Raw genomic sequence first — 20,557 nt, 5'->3', positions numbered from 1 at the left:
ATTTTGAAAAAATGATGTCGAAATAATTGTAAAACGTTGATTGATTAGCTAACATTGAAGAGTAAAGTATGTGAGGTGATACAGATGAAGCAGAAGTCGATGCAAGAACTTCAAAAAGAAGTTGATCAATACATAAGTGGATTTAAAGAAGGATATTTCTCGCCACTTGCAATGATGGCACGTATTACAGAAGAAGTTGGAGAACTAGCTAGAGAAATCAATCATTATTATGGTGAGAAGCCTAAAAAAGCTTCTGAAGAAGAGAAGGAAATTGAAGAAGAACTAGGTGATGTCTTATTTGTTCTGATCTGCCTAGCTAATTCATTAAACATAGATTTAGAAAAAGCACATGATCTTGTTATGAATAAATTTCAAACAAGAGACAAAAATCGTTGGACGAGAATAGATAGTAAAGGAGATTTATCAAATGGAAGAGATTAAGATTGTGATTGCGGGGCCCAGAGGCAGAATGGGTAGTGAGGCAGTGAAGCTTGTAGAAGAAACAACACATTTTACACTAGTTGGAGTAGTAGATCATAAACATGACGGGTGGAGCTTAAAGGAACTAGATGGCTTTAACGCTGACGTACCAATTTATTCTGATATTGATAAGTGTTTTTTTGAAACGAAACCAGATGTATTAATTGATTTAACAACACCTGAAATTGGCAAAATTCATACTAAGAAGGCTTTAATAAATGGTGTAAGACCTGTTGTTGGGACAACTGGATTTTCTGAAGACGATTTAAAGGAATTACAACAATTGACATCTGAAAAAGGTATTGGAGCGATTATAGCACCAAACTTTGCAATTGGAGCAATTTTAATGATGAAATTCTCACAAATGGCTGCAAAGTACTTTCAAGATGTTGAAATTATTGAACAACATCACGATCAAAAGTTAGATGCACCATCTGGTACAGGGATAAAAACAGCCGAGATGATCTCAGCAGTAAGAGAAGAAAAACAACAAGGACATCCAAATGAAAAAGAACTCATTCCAGGTGCACGCGGAGCAAATTTTGATGGCATTCGATTACACAGTGTACGTCTTCCAGGATTAATTGCACATCAAGAAGTGATGTTTGGAGGAGATGGACAAACCTTAAAAATACGTCATGATTCATATAATCGTGCTTCATTTATGTCAGGAGTAAAACTGGCCGTTGAAAATGTAATGAAAGTAGATTTGCTTGTTTACGGATTAGAAAACATTATTGAATAAAGGGGAAAATGAAAATGAAAATTGCATTAATTGCTCATGATAAAAAGAAAACAGACCTAGTACAATTTGTAATGGCATATCAACCTATTTTTGAAGATCACGAACTTTTTGCAACAGGTACTACAGGTTTACGAATTCAGGAAGCAAGTGGACTATCAATTCATCGTTTTCAATCAGGTCCATTAGGTGGAGATCAAGAAATTGGTGCTTTGATCGCTAAAAATGATATGGATATGGTTATTTTCTTTCGAGATCCATTAACAGCACAACCGCATGAGCCGGATATTACAGCATTAATTCGCCTTTGTGATGTATATGCAATACCTTTAGCGACAAATATGGGTACAGCTGAAATGCTTATCAGAGGTCTGGAACGCGGAGATTTAAATTGGAGAAACGTGATACATAAACAAGGAGCAGAAAATGAGTAAAACACTTGATATTCTTGCAATTGGCGCCCATCCAGACGATGTGGAAATCGGGATGGGAGGAACAATAGCAAAATATAGTAAACTTGGGCATAAAATCGGTATTTGTGATTTAACGATGGCTGAACTTTCTTCAAATGGCACTGTTTCGATTCGTCAACAGGAAGCAAAACGAGCTGGGGAAATTTTAGGCATAACAAATAGAATTCAATTACAATTACCTGATCGGGGCCTTCTTTTAACAGAAGCTGCGATCAAGTCAATTGTAACTATTATTAGAGAATATCAACCTAAAATTGTCTTTATCCCTTATTTTGAGGATCGTCATCCTGATCATGGAAATTGTTCCAGATTAGTAGAGGAAGCAGTATTTTCTGCAGGTATAAAAAAGTATAAAGACGAAATGGAACAATTACCACATCGTGTTCAATCAACTTTTTATTATATGATTAATGGTTTTCATAAGCCTGATTTTGTCATTGATATTTCACATACAATCAATCAGAAATTATCAAGTCTTCGTGCGTATGAAAGTCAATTTGAGAAATCAAATGGTTCGACAGATACACCATTAACAAACGGGTATATTGAGAGTGTAGAGAATAGGGAGAGATTGTTTGGAAAAGAGGTTGGTGTCATATACGCAGAAGGGTTTAAAACGAAAAAGCCAATTTTACTTTCAAATGACTTATTAGGTGATGTGTGATGAAAAAAAAGCTTAAAATTGGAATTACCTGCTATCCCTCTGTTGGTGGTTCAGGTGTAGTAGCAACAGAGCTTGGCAAGCTGCTTGCTGAACGGGGTCATGAAATTCATTTTATTACATCAAGTTTGCCTTTTCGTTTAAATAAAGTTTATTGTAATATTACATTTCATGAAGTGGAAGTAAATCAGTATTCAGTATTTAAATATCCTCCATATGATTTAGCATTAGCTAGTAAAATGGCAGAAGTCGCTAAAAGAGAAAAATTAGACTTATTACATGTACATTACGCAATTCCACATGCTATCTGTGCATTTTTAGCTAAACAAATGATTGGTGAGGATCTTAAGATTGTTACAACTCTTCATGGTACAGATATTACGGTTCTAGGTTATGACCAATCACTTTCAGATTTGATTCGTTTTGGCATTGAAACCTCTGATAAAGTAACAGCCGTTTCACATTCACTAGTGGAACAAACAATTGAACTCCTTCAACCTAAAAAACAGATTGAAACGGTTTATAATTTTATTGATGATCGTATTTACTTTAAGAAAAACACAACACACTTAAAACGAGAATATGGAATCGATGAGGATGAAAAGGTCATCATCCATGTATCAAATTTTCGAAAAGTAAAACGTGTTCAGGATGTGATCTATTCTTTCCAATTAATTCAGCGAAAAATTAACGCGAAATTACTACTAGTTGGTGATGGTCCTGAAATGTCGTTTGTCAGTCGACTTGTAAGAGAATTAGGTCTTACAGATAAAGTTCTTTTTCTAGGTAAACAAGACAATTTGGAGCAACTATATTCTATTAGTGATTTGATGCTACTATTATCAGAAAAAGAAAGTTTTGGCTTGGTTCTGTTAGAAGCAATGGCATGTGGAGTACCGTGTATTGGTACGAACATTGGAGGAATACCTGAAGTCATTCATGAGGGGAAGACAGGTTTTCTAAGTGAAATTGGTGATATTAATACTGTATCAAATCATGCCATTCATATATTATCAAATCCTGATCTACATAAGAAAATGTCGGAACATGCGATATATATAGCAAAAAATGATTTTCATTCTGAGAAAATTGTTTCGCAATATGAATCAATTTACTATGATCTGCTTAGCTAAAGAGAGCGAAATTGGAGTTGTCGATGATGGATACCCCATTTATAGAAGCAAAACCTATATTAGAAAAGCTGCATAAAGCTGGCTACGAAGCCTATTATGTTGGGGGAGCAGTTAGGGATTATCTTTTAAAACGCAAGATAGGGGATGTTGATATAGCAACATCTGCAAAGCCTTATGAAGTACAGGATTTATTTAGCAAAACAATTGACGTTGGGGCAAAGCATGGAACAATTATCGTATTACATAAAAACATTCCATATGAAGTAACAACTTATCGTACTGAATCAGAATATGAAGATTATCGAAGACCGAAAAAAGTTTCTTACATAACATCATTAAAAGAAGATTTACGGCGGAGAGATTTTACAATAAATGCAATGGCTATGGGCATTGATGGTGAAATTCAAGACTATTTTAATGGTAAGGCTCATATTAAAGCGAAACTTATTCAAACAGTAGGATCTCCTTCAGAAAGATTTACAGAGGATGCTTTACGCATGTTAAGAGCTGTTAGATTTATTAGTCAGTTGGATTTTACATTATGTCCTCGTACAATTGAGGCGATAAAAGAACATATTCAACTTTTAAATGTCATTTCCGTTGAGCGAAAAACGATCGAAATGGAAAAGCTTTTAAAAGGTATGAATATAAAAACTGCACTGCATATGATTGTTGAAACAAACTTGAATAAATATTTACCTGGATTAGATATGAAAAAGCAGGAATTGAGATTGCTTGCGACATATAACATGCAATTATTAGAAACAAATGAAGAGCTTTGGACTTTATTAACTTTTTTTATAAAACCTACAAGAATTGATCACTTTTTGAGGGAATGGAAATTACCAGTTAAACTTATTAAATCGGTAGAAAAAAATATCCATCTATTAACGATTTTACAACAAAACCCTTGGTCAGATCTTTTATTATATGAAGCGGGTTATGAAACAGCACTATCTGTCGAAAGGCTTCGTACTGTAATGACCAAACCGGACGAATTGAAGGCTAATATAAATAAAATAAAACATTCTTTTTCACAACTTCCGCTTCAAAGTAGAGATCAGATCGCAGTGAAAGGTCATGAAGTCATCCAAACCCTGAATAAAACACCAGGTCCATGGGTCTCAAAAGCAATTTCTGAAATTGAAAAAGCAATAGTTACTAAAAAACTTGCAAATAATAGTTCGGCAATAAAGGAGTGGCTTATGAGTTGCAAACAGGACTTCGAACAAAATTACTAGAGGCCTTCTCAAAAGCAGATGGAGAATTTTTATCAGGTCAAAAAATAAGTGAATATATAGGTTGTTCTAGAACGGCTGTTTGGAAACATATTGAAGATTTACGTAAAGAAGGCTATGAGCTTGAAGGTGTTCGGCGATTAGGCTATCGAATAACAAAAAAGCCAGATAAAATAAGCAGTAATGAAATTCAATTAGGCTTAAAGACGAATATCATGGGACGCCACATCCATTTTGAACAGACCGTTTCTTCTACACAGAAAATAGCACAGAGTCTAGCAAATGACGGTTGTCCAGATGGAATGATCGTTGTAGCTGATGAACAGACGGATGGAAGAGGAAGAATGGCTAGAGCATGGTATTCTCCAAGTGGTACAGGTATTTGGATGAGTATGATTATTCGCCCGAACATACCGGTTAATCAAACACCTCAGCTAACACTTTTAACCGCTGTGGCGATTGTACAAGCAATCGAAGAGTTAACACCCCTTAGACCAACAATAAAATGGCCAAACGATATTATGTTAAATGGGAAAAAAATCGTTGGCATATTAACGGAGTTACAAGCTGAAGCGGATAAAGTGCATTCTGTGATCATTGGAACTGGAATAAATGTAAATCAAACAATTGAGCATTTTCCTGAGGAACTTCGAAATATTGCAACATCTATTAAGATTGAAACAGGGACAAACCTTGAGAGAGCACAGTTAATTCAAATGATCTTATTGAAATTTGAAGGATTATACTCTTTATATTTGACTAAAGGGTTTAAGCCAATTAAGCTGCTTTGGGAAGGATATGCTATTAGTTTAAATAAAATGATTGTTGCAAGAACTCTTCGTGGATCGATTGAAGGCAAAGCAATTGGAATTAATGATGATGGCGTTTTATTAATCGAAACGGCAGATCGGTCAATTGAACGAATTTATTCAGCTGATATAGAGATAAAATAAGTAATAAATAGTTGTTATATATACAAATAAATTGTATAGAACAAATGATAGAATTTATTTGAACATTCTGTTATACTTTCACTTGGGTAGTATCTAATTGAACTACACCTCTTGTAGTGATTGTAATGAACCTTAAAAAATGAATTTTAATGAAATTCTGCCTTGATCCAAAAAGGACTAGGACAGAGGGATGAAAATCGATTTTAGTATGCCTTTAAATCCTTCTTTCTTTGTCGAAAGAAGGATTTTTTTATATGATTAAACGTAAAATCGCTTATTTCATCTTCTCTCCTAACAAGCACTGATATTGAACCAGTAGAATGTTGTGTACGTAAAGAAGATTCTATCCATGTTACAGCTTTGAGCATAAGGAAGAATGAATACCAAAGAATGCTCTTTGAAATTAGGAGGGAAACAATATGAAGACAAGACTTGATTTTATGAACATGAAACAAATTGGTGAACCGATCACAATGGTAACGGCTTATGATTATCCAAGTGCAAAACATGTTGAACAAGCTGGAGTCGATATGATCCTTGTTGGTGACTCCTTAGGCATGGTTGTTTTAGGCTATGATTCTACAATTCCAGTTACAGTTGAGGATATGATCCATCATACAAAAGCGGTAAAACGCGGCGCAAACGACACGTTTGTTGTTACAGATATGCCATTTATGTCTTATCATCTTTCAAAAGCAGAATCGATGAAAAATGCAACTCGTATTATGCAAGAAGGGGGAGCAGATGCTTTAAAGCTTGAAGGAGCCGATGGAGTTGCAGAAATTATTGAAGCGCTTACTCATGGTGGTATACCTGTAGTCTCACATCTTGGTCTTACACCCCAGTCTGTTAATGTACTAGGCGGATACAAAGTACAAGGGAAAAATGCAATGGCTGCACGAAAATTAATAGATGATGCAAAGAAATGTCAAGATGCAGGAGCTATTGCTCTTGTCTTAGAATGTGTACCACAACAATTGGCCGAAGAAATAACAAAACAATTAGAAATTCCTACAATAGGGATTGGTGCAGGAGCAAAAACAGACGGTCAAGTCTTGGTGTATCATGATTTAATTGGCTATGGATCCGAAAAAGTACCGAAATTTGTTAAAAAGTATGCTGCGTTAGCTTCAACGGTTGAACAGGCTATTAGTCAATATATTATAGAGGTAAAAAATCGATCTTTTCCCGATGAATCTCATTCCTTTAACATGAAAGAAGAAGAGCTATTTAGCATATATGGGGGAATAAAGAGATGAATGTGATTACAACTAAAAAAGAATTAAGGCAGAAAATAACGGAATATAAAAATAAAAATGTAACGATCGGGTTCGTACCAACAATGGGATTTTTACATGAAGGACATTTGAAACTTTTAGATGAAGCACGAAAAGCAAATGATATTGTCGTATTAAGTGTTTTTGTAAATCCATTACAATTTGGGCCGAATGAAGACTTTGATTCCTATCCAAGAAATATAAAAAGAGACGAAGAATTGGCAAAACTTGCTGGTGTAGATCTTTTATTCAGTCCAAGCGTAAATGAAATGTATCCAAATAAACCTTCATATACTGTTACTGTAACTTCAAGAGTTCATGTCCTTTGTGGGAGATCGAGAGAAGGACATTTTGACGGGGTCGCAACAATTTTAACAAAGCTCTTTAATTTAATTGAGCCTAACCGCGCTTACTTTGGAATGAAAGATGCACAACAAGTAGCAGTTATTGATGGCTTAATAAATGAATTTGAATTTCCCGTTCAATTAGAAGCAGTCGAAACGATTAGAGAGGAAGATGGTCTAGCCAAAAGCTCACGAAATGTATACTTGAGCGAAAAAGAAAGAAAACAAGCGCCATCTATTTATAAAAGCTTATTAGCAGCTAAACAATTAATTTTACAAGGGGAACGTAACAAAACAAAGATTAATCACCTCATTACACATATCATTAATGAAGAAACGGATGGAAACATTGATTATGTTGAGACTCTTTCATATCCTGACTTAGAAGAAGTTGAGATAATTAGCGGAAAATGTATCATTGCTGTCGCTGTCAAGTTTACTGGAGCAAGACTAATTGATAATATCACGATCGAAGTTCAATAAATAACAAAGTTTTTATAATGATTCATTGGTGATTATAGAGATCATGAACATTTGGAGGAGAGAAAATGTTTCGTACAATGCTAAATGCAAAAATTCATCGAGCGCGTGTAACAGAAGCGAATTTAAATTATGTTGGAAGTATTACAATTGATGAAGATATCATTGATGCTGTGGGAATGGCTGCAAACGAAAAGGTTCAGATAGTCAATAATAATAATGGTGCACGATTTGAAACATATATTATTGCAGGTGAAAGAGGAAGCGGCGTCGTATGTTTAAATGGTGCAGCTGCAAGGTTAGTACAAGAAGGAGATATTATCATTATCCTTACTTACACATTAATTCCCGAAGAAAATGTTTCTTCACACAATCCTAAAATCGCAATCATGGATGAAAATAATAATATTGTAGAAATAATCGGTCACGAGCCAGCAGCAACAATCATGTAAAAAATTCTATAGAGAGATAGATAATTATAAAGGTCTGACTCTTCAAATATCTGAATTTGTATTCCTTACGATGAATTCGGACTTTTGTTGAGAGTCAGTCTTTTTTTCTTTATGATTATGGTATAGTTAGGATACGTTAATAAATACAATACATAAAAATTATTATTTACCTTTTCTCACTAGATAAGATATAATTTTATTTCATTTCGTTTTATGTCTGGCTAAGCACCTAACTCTTAATGGTTCCTACAGTCCATATCATCAAGTTCAAGGCGCTTGTGCTTTTTAAATAATAGAGGTGTCACAAATGAAGCAACGATTTGTAGTAATTGACTTAGAAACTACAGGAAATTCCCCAAAAAAGGGCGACAAAATCATTCAAATAGCTGCAGTTGTCATCGAAGAAGGACAAATTGTAGACCGCTATATGAGCTTTGTTAATCCAAAACAACGTATTCCTTTATTTATTGAACAATTAACAGGAATAACAAATGAGATGGTTGATAACGCGCCAACCTTTGAAGAAATTGCCAAAGACCTTAACTCATTATTAGCTGATTCCTTTTTTGTTGCGCATAATGTTTATTTTGATTTATCATTTTTACAAGAAGAAATGATAAATTGCGGGTTTCAATTTACTGGTCCAATTCTAGATACTGTTGAATTAGCAAGAGTAGCATTTCCAACTGAAAAAAGCTATAAATTATCAGATATTAGTGATGAATTTAAGTTTGTTCATGAAAATCCGCACCGTGCGGATAGTGATGCAGAAGTAACAGCACTGCTATTATTACGTATTTGTGAAAAATTTAGGAATTTACCGATTATTACCCTTCAGCAAATAACAAAGTTATCAAGATCTTTCATAAGTGATATTGAAGAAATTTTCGAAGAGATGATTTCACAAAAATTACTTACTATTAAACAACAGCATAATAGAAAAGATTTAGACACAATTAGATCATTAGCAATAAAAAAAGTACTTAAAGATAATCTTGATAAAAATAATGAGTGGAGCAAAGATCAGTTTCATGTAGAAGAGATGATCGACCTTTTTCAAAATAGGAAAGGAGAATTAAGTAACATCATTCCTTCCTACTATGTAAGAACAGAACAAATAGATATGATGAAAGAAATAAACGATGCTTTACATACACATCAACATTTTTTAGTTGAAGCTGGAACAGGTAGTGGAAAAACAATTGGGTATTTGGTTCCAGCAATTTTATTTTCTAAACAAGAACAAAGACCTGTGATTGTAAGCACATATACAACAAATCTGCAGTCACAAATGTTTGAACGTGATATTCCAAATCTTAAGAAGCTATTCCCTTTTGGTTTCACCGCAACAATCTTAAAAGGAATGAATCATTATTTATGCTTGCAAAAATTCGAACAATCATTAAAAGAGCAAGACGATAATTATGATTTTATTCTGTCAAAGGCTCAACTTCTTATGTGGTTAACCGAGACAGAAACCGGTGATTTTGAAGAATTAAACCTTCCATCCGGCGGTAATGTATTGTGGAATCAACTGCATGTGGATCGGTCTTCATTAATGGAAAACCCATTTTCGAACGTGTGTTTTTATAATCGTGCTAAAGACAATGCGTTAAAAGCGAATCTCATTATTACAAATCATTCAATTCTATTATCAGATATTTTGCGGGAACAAAAATATTTACCTGAACATCATGAAATCATTATAGATGAAGCACATCATTTCCATCGAGTTGCTGGTGAACAATTAGGTGTTAAAATTTCATATCTAGATTTTCACAGTACTATCACACGTCTAGGTACATTTTCGTCAAATGGAATAATAAAAAAGTTTGCCCGTTTAACGGAAGAATTAGGTGAACAGAAACTATTAGCTCTTCAAGAAATGGACCCTTTTCTTAACCAGTTACAGGAAGAATGCCATCAATTTTTCTCAGGTATTCATTCTTATGTTTTTAACAGACGAAAAGGGGTTTATGTCAATCGTACATCTTATAAATATCACACGGAGAGGGAAAATAATCGAGCATGGGACTCCTTTCTAGAACTTGCAAAAAGAATCAAGTTTACCATTCATGATCTACTAGTGTTGATGGAAAAATCTTTGTTTGATTTGGGGCAAAGAAAGGGGAATATTTCCATAAAAAATAGAATCATTTATGAAGATTTCCAAAAAATGTTTACCCTTCTTAAAGAATATAAAGATAAGATAGAGTATTTACTATTTGAGGTAGATGATTCTGTCGTTACGTGGATCGAGATTGATTCAAAAGGTGCAAAAAACGCCGTGACCTTTTATGCTCAGCCTCTTCAAGTATCTGATTTTCTAGCGGATAAATTTTTTGCAAATAAACAAAGCGTTATCTTAACATCAGCTACTTTAACAGTAAATAAATCTTTTTCCTATATAGTTGAAGCGTTGGGTCTAACAGACTTTTATCCAAAACAACTGCAGCTTTCATCACCTTTTCAATTTAAGAATCAAGTTAAGATGTTTATTCCAAGTGATATGCCTCTTGTAAATGAAGTAACGCTTGATGAATATTCAGAAGCGGTAGCAGCCAATATTGGCAGTTTGGCACTAATAACTGATGGGAAAATTCTTGTATTATTTACATCGTATGAAATGCTTAAAAAAACATATCAACTTTTAAAAGAGGATGAAACATTAGATGAATTTATTATAATGGGGCAGGGTACGGGAAGTGGCAGTCGTTCAAGGTTAGCAAAAAACTTTAGACAATTTGAAAAGGCAATATTATTAGGTACAAATAGTTTTTGGGAAGGTATTGATTTCCCTGGGGATGAACTAAATGCATTAATGATTGTTAGGTTGCCATTCGCCTCACCTGAAGAGCCTATTGTTGAAGCAAAAAGCAAACAATTAGAAGAGAATGGGATAAATGCTTTTTATCATTACTCTCTACCTGAAGCTGTATTGCGATTTAAGCAAGGCTTTGGACGTTTGATACGAAAGGAATCTGACAAAGGTATATTATTCGTTTTAGATAATCGAATTGTAACGACAAAATATGGGAGAGCATTTCTTGACTCTATTCCCAATATTGACATTGAAAATAAACCAATGCATTTATTAACACATTCAATTGAAGAATGGATGAAGTAATGTATTAAAAAATGGCTGATTCAACTTCATTCATGGTTGAATCAGCCGAATGGTGTGAGTTAGGAGAAATTTTATTATCACGCATTAAGTGTTTACACATGTAAATTGGATCAAGGTACAACAAATGATAATGTTGTTGTACTGTTATTGTGTCCAGACTTATCAGACATATAAGTTACAAAATTTGTTTCATTATGGAGGAAAATGTTTTGGAAAGTAAAATAGAAATATTATCATCAGTTACTGTTGAGCATTCAGATGACTTATATAAGATTGTTGACTTGTTAAATCGAACATTAAAACGAAATGATCTAATGTTTGGTCTAGCGCTTGATCAACAAGACAAAAATAAAGCTGTATTTACAATTTATCGTACTTAAAGGAAGTTGGATGTAATGGGCAAAAAAACATCGATAACATTCATCGTAATCGCGGCCATTGTAGTAATTGCTGTATGGGTATTCACTTCTGCTTATCATTCTGCAAGAGAACAATATCTTGATGGACATGAAAAAACAAAGCAGCTAGCAACAGAAAAAGGAAATTTGTCCTCTATTGATGCAATTGATACGTTTTATGGTCATATAAAATATCATGTCGTTTCAGGAGTGAATAAAAAAGATGAAAAGGTATATATATGGGTTCCACAAACGAACAAGAATCAAGATGTAACAATTAAAAAACAGTCTTCAGGAATAACAGCGAAACAAGCTATATCAAAGGTGAATCAAGAATACAATCCATTAGAAATCGTTGGTGTGAATTTAGGAATGGATGAAGGGATTCCAATTTGGGAAGTAAAGTATAGAGATCAGTCTGATCGCTATACATTTGATTTTGTAAACTTTTATGATGGAGAAATTATTAAACACATGGCTATAAAAAATAAAAAGGACTCATAGAAAGAGAATAGGAATGAGGCCTTTATTATTGTCATAATGAGCAAGTGCTGGAGCTAGACATAAAAAGAAAGTATAATACACTTATACTTTCTTTCAAATCTAAAAAAAGTATAATAATAAATGGTTTATACATACATGTTTAAGACATCCGAGCTTTGGAGGGAATCAATAGTGAAAACTACAATAGCAGAAGTAGGAAAATTTGTTGGTAAAGAAGTGACGATTGGTGCTTGGCTGGCAAACAAACGATCAAGCGGTAAAATTGCATTTTTACAACTAAGAGATGGAACTGGATTTATTCAAGGTGTTGTTGTAAAAGCTGAAGTTGATGAAACCATTTTTCAACAAGCTAAATCGATTACACAAGAAACTTCTATATATGTAACAGGAATTGTCCGTAAAGATGAAAGATCACCTTTCGGATATGAGTTAGGGATTACAAATATTCAGGTGATATCTGAATCTGTTGATTATCCTATCACACCTAAAGAACACGGTACTGAATTCCTAATGGATCATCGTCATTTATGGCTGCGTTCAAAACGTCAACATGCTGTGATGAAAATTAGAAATGAAATTATCCGGGCTACATACGAGTTCTTTAATATAGAAGGCTTTGTGAAAGTTGATCCGCCAATTTTAACAGGGAGTGCTCCTGAAGGAACATCAGAGCTTTTCCATACAAAATATTTTGATGAGGATGCATACCTCTCGCAAAGTGGCCAGCTTTATATGGAAGCAGCTGCAATGGCGCTAGGAAAAGTTTTTTCATTTGGACCGACATTTAGAGCAGAAAAATCAAAAACTCGTCGTCATTTAATTGAATTTTGGATGATTGAGCCTGAAATGGCCTTTTATGAATTTGAGGATAATTTACAAGTTCAGGAATCATATGTATCATATATCGTTCAAAGTGTTCTTAAAAACTGTTCTTTAGAATTAAATACCTTAGGTAGAGATACATCTAAATTAGAAAAGATTGTTGCGCCATTTCCACGTATCAAATATGACGATGCGATTAAATTCCTTCACGAGAAAGGATTTACGGAAATTAAGTGGGGGGATGATTTTGGAGCCCCACATGAAACAGCAATAGCAGAAGCTTATGATAAACCGGTATTTATCACTCATTATCCTACAAGCTTAAAACCATTCTACATGCAACCAGATTCAACACGTGAAGATGTTGTTTTATGTGCAGATCTAATTGCACCAGAGGGATATGGTGAAATTATTGGTGGCTCTGAGCGTATTCACGACGCTGAATTACTAAAGCAGCGTTTAGATGATCATAAGTTAGATAAAGAAGCTTATAATTGGTATTTACAGCTAAGACAATATGGATCTGTTCCACATTCAGGCTTTGGTCTTGGACTAGAACGAACAGTTGCATGGATTAGCGGTGTAGAACATGTTCGAGAAACGATACCATTTCCACGTTTATTAAACAGACTATATCCATAATATAATGAAAATGGCTCTTAATAGCTTTTATAGCTCATAAAGAGCCGTTTTTATGTTTTGGAAAAAAATAACCCAGATTGATTTTATACATGAGCGGAGTGGTCATGTTATACTTGAAGGTGAGGTGTGTTTGATGAATAAAGACCAATTTATTTATATGCAAGAAACTGGAAGTGTCTCAATACCAGTTATTTTATTTAATTACTATGCCAAGTTAGGCTTAAATGAAGAGGAATTTATGATGATCCTCCAAGTAAGGAAATTTAAACAAATTGGTAATCAATTTCCTACTCCAACTGAGCTTTCCGAACACATGTCAATCTCAACTTCAGATTGTACGTCTATCTTAAGAAGCTTAATTCAAAGAGGTTTTTTAACAATTGAAGAATGTGAAGCAAATACCATTCTTTATGAAAATTACTCTTTAAAACCGCTTTGGAACAAGTTATATTCCTATTTAACTCAAGAAAATCAAATAAAAGCACAGGAACAAAGTAAGCAAGAGGACGAAAGTTTATATACAATATTTGAAAATGAATTTGGCAGACCATTGTCACCATTTGAGTGTGAAACATTAGCTATTTGGATTGATCAAGAGGATTATGATCCTGTTATTATTAAAGCTGCTTTAAGGGAAGCAGTCATGTCAGGGAAATTGAACTTTCGCTATATCGATAGAATTCTTTTTGAATGGAAGAAGAATGGGATTCGTACCATTGATCAAGCACGAAATCATGCTAAAAAATTCCGACAGAATCAAAGTAATGCTTCTACACAACAAGTACATCAAGATGAGTATAAACGAAAAGTTCCGTTTTATAATTGGCTCGAGAGCTAGCGTTTAGCTCTCTTTTTAATCTCATTAAAACAGGTAGTAAAACCAATACCCTTGATTTTGGTGAATCAAAGCTAATAAGGGGAGGGAGGACTGCCAGTAAAGATCAGACGAAGTACCAAGGGGGCCAACAACGACTTGTCAAGCCGAAAACACATGAAGGTGGCATTCTAAGCGTGATAAGTACGCAATCATTAGTAGGGCTAAAAGAAACCCTACAAATGAAAGTCTCGCTTTTTGGCGAATATTAGAAGGTGATAATATGTTAACGAAAATTCAAATTCGAGAATGTTTAGATACATTTGAACAAATGTTTCCTGATGCACATTGTGAATTAATTCATGCTAATCCATTTGAACTTGTTATTGCTGTTGCATTATCCGCTCAATGTACAGATGCACTTGTAAATAAAGTGACCAAAAATCTCTTTCAGAAATATAAAACACCAGAAGATTACCTTGCTGTTTCATTAGAGGAATTACAATCAGATATAAGGTCCATTGGCTTGTATCGCAATAAAGCGAAAAATATCCGCCGTCTCTGTGAAACGCTTTTAGAACAATATAATGGTCAGGTTCCAAATCAACATGAAGAATTAACTAAACTTGCTGGTGTTGGCCGGAAAACAGCTAATGTTGTTATGTCGGTAGCATTTGGTGAACCTGCGATTGCAGTTGATACACATGTAGAAAGAGTTAGCAAACGATTAGGAATTTGTCGCTGGAAGGATTCAGTTTTAGAAGTGGAAAAAACATTAATGAGAAAAATTCCAAAAGAAGAATGGTCACAAACACATCATAGAATGATTTTTTTCGGCAGATATCATTGTAAAGCTCAATCTCCAAAATGTGAAATTTGTCCACTTTTACACTTATGTAGAGAAGGACAGAAGCGGATGAAAAAGGTAATATCTACTAATGCTAAATAATAAAAATGATGAATTTCTAGTTCCAGAATCATTTCTAATCCAACCATTTTTTGATATTGACTCAACATTTGCAGTTTTTCAAGATGGGTTAGAATTTGCGACAATCATCAAAAAGGAACCTTTATATTATGATATGCTGCAGGTTATAAAAAGTCAGTTGGTTGAGGAACCATGGAGAAATTTAGATAAAACCATTCCAATTATATTAAAGCAATGGAAAGAACTTAAACCTGAAGTTTATGAAGGATATAAAAAAAGAGGCAGCACACAAAATAAGAGTGTAATCATTCAAAGCCTTTCATTATTTATTGTTTGTCTATTCTGGATGAATGAATCATCTGTTCCCACTTTGAAAGTGAAAAATATGCGGATTTCAGAATTACAAATAACGCCGATTAATTGTGAAGAACGTTTAACATTTGTACTTAGCAACCCTATGAAATACCATTCCTTTGTACAATTAGATCAATTATTTGCTGAACTTGAAAAATCTTATTTTAAAAAACAAGCAATTAAAAAGTTAAAAAGGGATTACTCGTCTTGAGTAATCCCTTTTAATTATTAGTGGAGAGTTACAATTCTTATTCTCCATCATTATTATTTTGTTGTTCCTCATCCTCTTTACCAGCGTTGTTTTGAGGTGGGGTAGTAGCTTCAGTTGAAGGCGGAGTTTGTTCTGTATCACCCTCATTTTCTGTATCTTCTTGGTTTTCTCCGTTGCCATTACCACCATTATTATTTTCATTTCCATTTCCATTGCTATTCCCATTGCCGTTGCCATTTTCATTCTCGTTTTCGTTCTCGTTCTCGTTCTGATCATCATTTTGATCTTCACCATTTTGTACATCATCACCTTGACCTTCTTCAACAGGGAGCTCTGGAACGTCTACCTCTGGCTCAGGTACCTGTATTTTCGTTGCAGCAGCATCGCTTCGAGTATTTTCAGCACTTACTGCCACGACTTGGAATGTGTATATGGCTCCAGGGATAACATTACCTACCTGATACGAGGTATTTTTAGAGTTTGCTACGACATTGTAAGGTCCTTCATCTGTAGATTGACTTACCTCAAATGTAACATCTTGATCATGACTCCAATTTACTGTAATTGTATTTGAAACTTGATCATAGTTAATATTTAAATTTGAAGGTTTCTTAGGCTTTTCAGGCTTTTCGTATTTCTTTGAAACCTTTTTAGGCTCTTCACCTTTTACAAAATATTCATACCTTATTTTACTTGAAGGAGTATAGTCACTTGCTAATACAGCCTCACTCGAACCTATTTCTACTGCTCTTTTAACTACACTATCAGGTTGTTCGAAATCTGATGTATCTCCTTCTGCTACAGTAGTAAAGACTTCTTTAAAAATAGCACGTGCAAGTCTTTGATCAGAAGAATCTAAATACACCTTATCACTATCTTTCGAAATATTGTATCCAGTCCAGACTGCTGCAGTATAGTTTGGATTATAACCGACAAACCAGGCATCTTTGGCTGCTCCAGAAGGTACATTGTATTTTGCTTTATCCTCTGGAGTAAAGTTTGTTGTACCAGTTTTACCTGCAATATTAATTGGAGGCGAATTGACAGATTTACCAGTACCATATTCAACAACTGATTTCATCATGTCAGTAATCATAAACGCTGTATAATCACTCATTGCAGCTTCTGGCTCAGGTGCAAGACTAATTTCTGTTCCATCACTTAAGACAATTTTCTTAACCGTATGCGGCTCGATAAAAATACCATTATTACCAAAGGCACTGAAAGCACCAGCCATTTGCAGAGGGGAAACACCATCATTAAATCCGCCGATCGCATATGATTCATATATTTCATCAAGTGGAATGCCAAGGCCCTGAGCAAATTTCTGAGCTTTTTCTAAACCAACTTCTTGTATTGCTTTTACAGCTGGAATATTTCTTGAATCAGCTAAAGCATTACGAATTGACATTTCACCCTTATAACTTCTATCCCAGTTGTTAATAGGAGTACCATCACTGTAAGAATATGGTGCATCAGTGATTTGCTTGTAAGTTGACCATTTTAAATGTTCGATAGCCGGACCATAATCCAGTACAGGCTTTATAACAGATCCTGGCTGACGTTTCGTATCTGTTGCATAATTATATCCTCCTACCGGCTGATTGCGGCCGCCGCCAAGTGCTCGAATTTCACCTGTCTTTGTATCGACTAAGGCAATACCTGCTTGAAGTTCCTCATCAGGAAATTCAATTTCATCACCATTTAGAACATTTTCTACCGTATCCTGTGCCTCAGGATCTAATGTAGTATAGATTTCTAATCCTGCTGAACCTGCATCAATATCGGTTTTTTCTTTTATTTCCTCAATAACTTCGCCGACAAATGCATGGTATGGATTGGCTTTTTCTGTTGGTTCAACAACAGTGGATTGTACTGGTACTTTTTTTGCTTCATTTGCCTCAGCTTCTGTAATAAAACCATGCTTAGCCATTAATGATAAAACAATATTTCTTCGTTTTTCAGCTTTTTCTGGACTTGTTCTAGGGTTATAGTTATTAGGACTTTGTGGCATACCTGCAATCATTGCAGCCTCATGGAGCTCTAGATCACCTAATTCTTTTCCATAAAATGACTCAGCAGCTTGGGCAACACCATAAATATTACCTGCAAAGTAAATTTTATTTAAATACATTTCCAGAATCTCTTGTTTTGAATATTTTTGTTCTAATTGAAAGGCTAACCATACTTCTTGAACTTTACGTGTAATCGTCTTATCTGTCGTTAAAAGTGAGTTTTTAATAACCTGCTGAGTGATCGTACTGCCGCCTTCAGCTCCAAATCCTTCTTGTAGATTCGCTACTAATGCTCCGCCTAAGCGGATAAAGTCAACACCGCTATGCTCATAAAAACGTGCATCCTCAGTTGCAAGAACGGCATCTTCAAGAACTTTAGGAATATCTTCATAAGGGGTATACGTCCGTTTAACTTGACCAAACTCAGTAATTTCCTCGCCATTAATATCGTAAACTTTAGAAGAGAATGAATCCTTAAGTTTTTTATCATCTAATGGTGGAGCACCGGCTACAATCGCTGCGAATGTAATTCCGCCTGCAACCATACCAACTATACCAATTGCAAGTAAAGTTAAAAGAATCTTCTTCCACAATGGTGCAGACTTATTTAATTTTTTCTTTTTTGGTTTTTTATTATTTGCAGATTTTTGAGCCTGTTGTTTTTTTCTTTCTTCACGACTCGTATATTGTTCAGACATATACTACCAACCTTTCATAATAGGCCTTTAAATAAAAAGGGTTATTATAAGTTTCCAAAATTTTTATAAGGAAAATACCTTAAAAATATAGTTTATCGATAATTTTTAGATAGTCAATCCTTGCTTGATACCCTAACGGAATTTTGTATCCTATTTCAATTAGTTCATTATACGTAAATGATTTTCTTCCACCAGCTTCTTGACGTTTCCAAAATGTTAAGAGGTGCTGTGCTTCTAAAAAATAAATTTCATTAAATGCTGATAAAATAACAAAGCAGATTCCACCTTGATGTAAGACATTTTCCATATGAACAATCTGATGTTCATGAAAATTTTGCAAAGGAAATGACGTTTTATTTTTTGTTTCCTTTGCTTCAAAATCAATGTATTTCCCGCGATAAATGCCATTATAATCAGTTGTTGAGCTTTGTTTAAAATAGGCTTCTTTGATGACAGCAGCACTTCTTCTTGGATAATCAACATTGACGATTTGAACAGGTGTTGGCTTTTTATGTATAACGGCAAGGTTATTTTCTAAATAATATTTATTTGTTTCATTTAGATCATCTTCAAGTATCATACCTCGATTGCTATATGTAAGTGTTTTTTGTTTTTTTTGCTCCACTTGTGCCTTTGGCTGATAAGGCTTTCCATTCGGGTAATGAAAAATCATACTTTACCTCCTAACTAAAACTACACTTATCATATCAAAAATATCAAGAAAGAGATGATAAAAAAGTTTCAATTTTGTAAATGTGTACATTTTCTTCAAGTTGGAGACGATACAGAATATGAGGTGAAGTCATGTTCATCAAAAAAAAACGATTAGATTTGGCTACATTGGAACCCAACGATGACGAAATCGTCTCACATATAGTTAATACGACAAATAATAAAAATTATGACAATATATCTAGGACAAAGGCATATGAAGATTTTTATTTTCGACATCCCGAAATTAAATGGGCATATCTAGCTAGCATGGTTTCAAGGAATGCAGGGTGGAGCATGACAGATTTACAAGGAAAATGGCTTAGAAAAGCTTTAAGTATTGAGCAAAGAAGCCTGCTGTTTATGACCTATGAACATGCAAATTGGACAATCTTTCAGGATGCATACCCACAACTTCTGCTGTATGAGTGGTCAAAAAAACGTAATAAACCTTTATTTTATTTATTAAATGCCTTTCAAGTATCTCATTTTATGGAAATAGAATGGACTCGATTTTGGCAAGAAGATCAAACAGAGCGATTATTGACAGCACTTATCATAAATGAACAAAACATTATACAAAACCCGGTTATAGATAACAAAAAATATAAAGACAAAGTGTTTAAAACGATACCATATAAGATTCAGGATCGATTCCATTTTAGTACAGTCGTATTTCCAATTTTAAGCGGTAAATTGTTCGGTTTTTCAGTTTCAAAATTTAATCATTTAAAAAATAGAATTGAGCTTGGAAAACAGCTGGCATGGTTATTATTTTCAGCAGGTTTATATGATCAATTTATTACGTTTTCAAAATCTGTTCCACATACAGGCTCGCGATATGATTACGAACGATATTTTCCCGAATTTCGAAAAAGAGAAACACCTTTATTACGGACGAGTTATCCAATGGTTTCACATTCAATAGACGAAAATAGAAAAGATTGGTTTCATGGTCAAGATACAGAAAAGTGGTTTAAGGAGAAAAAAGTACCTAATCATTATGAATTAACTGAGTGGTTCAAGCATAAACAAGATCAATTGCATTTACTCACATTGCTGCAAGAATATTGGAGGAATGGTTAAAAGAAAGCAAGGAC

At 34.3% G+C, this 20,557-nt stretch carries 20 protein-coding genes; 18 read left to right on the top strand and 2 right to left on the bottom strand.

Annotated features, from left to right (window positions below):
• Nucleotides 1–84 precede the first annotated feature (84 nt).
• From GMB29_RS16455 to GMB29_RS16375, 17 genes are all read left to right on the top strand, one after another.
• The gene (locus GMB29_RS16455) at nucleotides 85–441 is read left to right on the top strand and encodes a nucleotide pyrophosphohydrolase (protein WP_136351064.1); all 357 of its coding nucleotides are present in this window, start codon (nucleotides 85–87) and stop codon (nucleotides 439–441) included.
• Entirely contained in the window at nucleotides 428–1,225 is a 798-nt protein-coding gene (dapB, locus tag GMB29_RS16450) for a 4-hydroxy-tetrahydrodipicolinate reductase (RefSeq protein WP_136351063.1), read from the top strand. Before GMB29_RS16455 ends, dapB begins: the two co-directional genes overlap by 14 nt.
• Nucleotides 1,226–1,239: 14 nt before the next feature.
• Nucleotides 1,240–1,656 carry a methylglyoxal synthase gene (gene mgsA / locus GMB29_RS16445; protein ID WP_136351062.1) on the top strand — a complete coding sequence of 139 codons (417 nt, stop codon included), beginning with the start codon at nucleotides 1,240–1,242 and terminating at the stop codon, nucleotides 1,654–1,656.
• On the top strand, nucleotides 1,649–2,359 hold the full coding sequence (gene bshB1 / locus GMB29_RS16440) for a bacillithiol biosynthesis deacetylase BshB1 (protein ID WP_136351061.1): 711 nt from the start codon (nucleotides 1,649–1,651) through the stop codon (nucleotides 2,357–2,359). Before mgsA ends, bshB1 begins: the two co-directional genes overlap by 8 nt.
• Complete coding sequence (gene bshA / locus GMB29_RS16435; protein ID WP_136351060.1) at nucleotides 2,359–3,489, top strand: N-acetyl-alpha-D-glucosaminyl L-malate synthase BshA; 1,131 nt, start codon at nucleotides 2,359–2,361, stop codon at nucleotides 3,487–3,489. Before bshB1 ends, bshA begins: the two co-directional genes overlap by 1 nt.
• Before the next feature lie 26 nt (nucleotides 3,490–3,515).
• Entirely contained in the window at nucleotides 3,516–4,730 is a 1,215-nt protein-coding gene (locus GMB29_RS16430) for a CCA tRNA nucleotidyltransferase (protein WP_168733738.1), read from the top strand.
• Nucleotides 4,700–5,680: a biotin--[acetyl-CoA-carboxylase] ligase gene (locus tag GMB29_RS16425; RefSeq protein ID WP_136351058.1), complete on the top strand. Its 981-nt coding sequence runs from the start codon at nucleotides 4,700–4,702 to the stop codon at nucleotides 5,678–5,680. Before GMB29_RS16430 ends, GMB29_RS16425 begins: the two co-directional genes overlap by 31 nt.
• 419 nt (nucleotides 5,681–6,099) lie before the next feature.
• On the top strand, nucleotides 6,100–6,939 hold the full coding sequence (gene panB, locus GMB29_RS16420) for a 3-methyl-2-oxobutanoate hydroxymethyltransferase (protein WP_136351057.1): 840 nt from the start codon (nucleotides 6,100–6,102) through the stop codon (nucleotides 6,937–6,939).
• Nucleotides 6,936–7,784, top strand: coding sequence for a pantoate--beta-alanine ligase (gene panC, locus GMB29_RS16415; protein ID WP_136351056.1), 849 nt, complete (start codon nucleotides 6,936–6,938; stop codon nucleotides 7,782–7,784). The genes panB and panC overlap by 4 nt, the downstream gene beginning before the upstream one ends.
• A gap of 65 nt (nucleotides 7,785–7,849) precedes the next feature.
• Nucleotides 7,850–8,233 (top strand): aspartate 1-decarboxylase, encoded by a 384-nt coding sequence (panD, locus tag GMB29_RS16410; RefSeq protein WP_136351055.1) that lies wholly within the window; start codon nucleotides 7,850–7,852, stop codon nucleotides 8,231–8,233.
• Between the two features lie 307 nt (nucleotides 8,234–8,540).
• Nucleotides 8,541–11,360 (top strand): ATP-dependent DNA helicase DinG, encoded by a 2,820-nt coding sequence (dinG, locus tag GMB29_RS16405; RefSeq protein WP_136351054.1) that lies wholly within the window; start codon nucleotides 8,541–8,543, stop codon nucleotides 11,358–11,360.
• A 209-nt stretch (nucleotides 11,361–11,569) separates the two neighbouring features.
• The gene (locus tag GMB29_RS16400) at nucleotides 11,570–11,740 is read left to right on the top strand and encodes a YpmA family protein (protein WP_136351053.1); all 171 of its coding nucleotides are present in this window, start codon (nucleotides 11,570–11,572) and stop codon (nucleotides 11,738–11,740) included.
• Nucleotides 11,741–11,755: 15 nt separating this feature from the next.
• Nucleotides 11,756–12,262 (top strand): cell wall elongation regulator TseB-like domain-containing protein, encoded by a 507-nt coding sequence (locus GMB29_RS16395; RefSeq protein WP_136351052.1) that lies wholly within the window; start codon nucleotides 11,756–11,758, stop codon nucleotides 12,260–12,262.
• A gap of 171 nt (nucleotides 12,263–12,433) precedes the next feature.
• Entirely contained in the window at nucleotides 12,434–13,726 is a 1,293-nt protein-coding gene (gene asnS / locus GMB29_RS16390; protein ID WP_136351051.1) for an asparagine--tRNA ligase, read from the top strand.
• A gap of 133 nt (nucleotides 13,727–13,859) precedes the next feature.
• Nucleotides 13,860–14,564: a DnaD domain-containing protein gene (locus GMB29_RS16385; RefSeq protein WP_136351050.1), complete on the top strand. Its 705-nt coding sequence runs from the start codon at nucleotides 13,860–13,862 to the stop codon at nucleotides 14,562–14,564.
• Between the two features lie 259 nt (nucleotides 14,565–14,823).
• Nucleotides 14,824–15,489, top strand: coding sequence for an endonuclease III (gene nth / locus GMB29_RS16380; protein ID WP_136351049.1), 666 nt, complete (start codon nucleotides 14,824–14,826; stop codon nucleotides 15,487–15,489).
• A complete protein-coding gene (locus GMB29_RS16375) occupies nucleotides 15,479–16,033 on the top strand; it encodes a YpoC family protein (protein WP_136351048.1) in 555 nt (184 codons plus the stop codon). The genes nth and GMB29_RS16375 overlap by 11 nt, the downstream gene beginning before the upstream one ends.
• Nucleotides 16,034–16,070: 37 nt before the next feature.
• Here GMB29_RS16375 and GMB29_RS16370 read toward each other — a convergent pair whose 3' ends face one another.
• Together GMB29_RS16370 and recU are read right to left on the bottom strand one after the other, a co-directional pair.
• Nucleotides 16,071–18,746 carry a transglycosylase domain-containing protein gene (locus tag GMB29_RS16370; protein ID WP_136351047.1) on the bottom strand — a complete coding sequence of 892 codons (2,676 nt, stop codon included), beginning with the start codon at nucleotides 18,744–18,746 and terminating at the stop codon, nucleotides 16,071–16,073.
• A gap of 79 nt (nucleotides 18,747–18,825) precedes the next feature.
• Complete coding sequence (gene recU / locus GMB29_RS16365; protein ID WP_319941516.1) at nucleotides 18,826–19,416, bottom strand: Holliday junction resolvase RecU; 591 nt, start codon at nucleotides 19,414–19,416, stop codon at nucleotides 18,826–18,828.
• A gap of 134 nt (nucleotides 19,417–19,550) precedes the next feature.
• On the opposite strand from recU, the gene GMB29_RS16360 reads away from it, so the two are divergent.
• Complete coding sequence (locus GMB29_RS16360; protein WP_136351045.1) at nucleotides 19,551–20,543, top strand: DUF2515 domain-containing protein; 993 nt, start codon at nucleotides 19,551–19,553, stop codon at nucleotides 20,541–20,543.
• Nucleotides 20,544–20,557 lie beyond the last annotated feature (14 nt).

It is taken from the genome of Metabacillus sediminilitoris, from assembly GCF_009720625.1.
GTDB lineage: Bacteria > Bacillota > Bacilli > Bacillales > Bacillaceae > Metabacillus > Metabacillus sediminilitoris.
The sequence above is the reverse complement of the archived record's forward strand: the minus strand, read 5'-3'. Positions and strand labels throughout refer to the sequence as shown.

Coding starts and splice junctions, on each gene's coding strand:
- nth (WP_136351049.1), top strand. CDS start 14,824: ATGTTAACGAAAATTCAAATTCGAGAATGTTTAGATACATTTGAACAA.
- panD (WP_136351055.1), top strand. CDS start 7,850: ATGTTTCGTACAATGCTAAATGCAAAAATTCATCGAGCGCGTGTAACA.
- dapB (WP_136351063.1), top strand. CDS start 428: ATGGAAGAGATTAAGATTGTGATTGCGGGGCCCAGAGGCAGAATGGGT.
- GMB29_RS16385 (WP_136351050.1), top strand. CDS start 13,860: ATGAATAAAGACCAATTTATTTATATGCAAGAAACTGGAAGTGTCTCA.
- bshB1 (WP_136351061.1), top strand. CDS start 1,649: ATGAGTAAAACACTTGATATTCTTGCAATTGGCGCCCATCCAGACGAT.
- GMB29_RS16370 (WP_136351047.1), bottom strand. CDS start 18,746: ATGTCTGAACAATATACGAGTCGTGAAGAAAGAAAAAAACAACAGGCT.
- panC (WP_136351056.1), top strand. CDS start 6,936: ATGAATGTGATTACAACTAAAAAAGAATTAAGGCAGAAAATAACGGAA.
- panB (WP_136351057.1), top strand. CDS start 6,100: ATGAAGACAAGACTTGATTTTATGAACATGAAACAAATTGGTGAACCG.
- dinG (WP_136351054.1), top strand. CDS start 8,541: ATGAAGCAACGATTTGTAGTAATTGACTTAGAAACTACAGGAAATTCC.
- GMB29_RS16360 (WP_136351045.1), top strand. CDS start 19,551: ATGTTCATCAAAAAAAAACGATTAGATTTGGCTACATTGGAACCCAAC.
- GMB29_RS16375 (WP_136351048.1), top strand. CDS start 15,479: ATGCTAAATAATAAAAATGATGAATTTCTAGTTCCAGAATCATTTCTA.
- mgsA (WP_136351062.1), top strand. CDS start 1,240: ATGAAAATTGCATTAATTGCTCATGATAAAAAGAAAACAGACCTAGTA.
- bshA (WP_136351060.1), top strand. CDS start 2,359: ATGAAAAAAAAGCTTAAAATTGGAATTACCTGCTATCCCTCTGTTGGT.
- GMB29_RS16395 (WP_136351052.1), top strand. CDS start 11,756: ATGGGCAAAAAAACATCGATAACATTCATCGTAATCGCGGCCATTGTA.
- GMB29_RS16455 (WP_136351064.1), top strand. CDS start 85: ATGAAGCAGAAGTCGATGCAAGAACTTCAAAAAGAAGTTGATCAATAC.
- GMB29_RS16430 (WP_168733738.1), top strand. CDS start 3,516: ATGGATACCCCATTTATAGAAGCAAAACCTATATTAGAAAAGCTGCAT.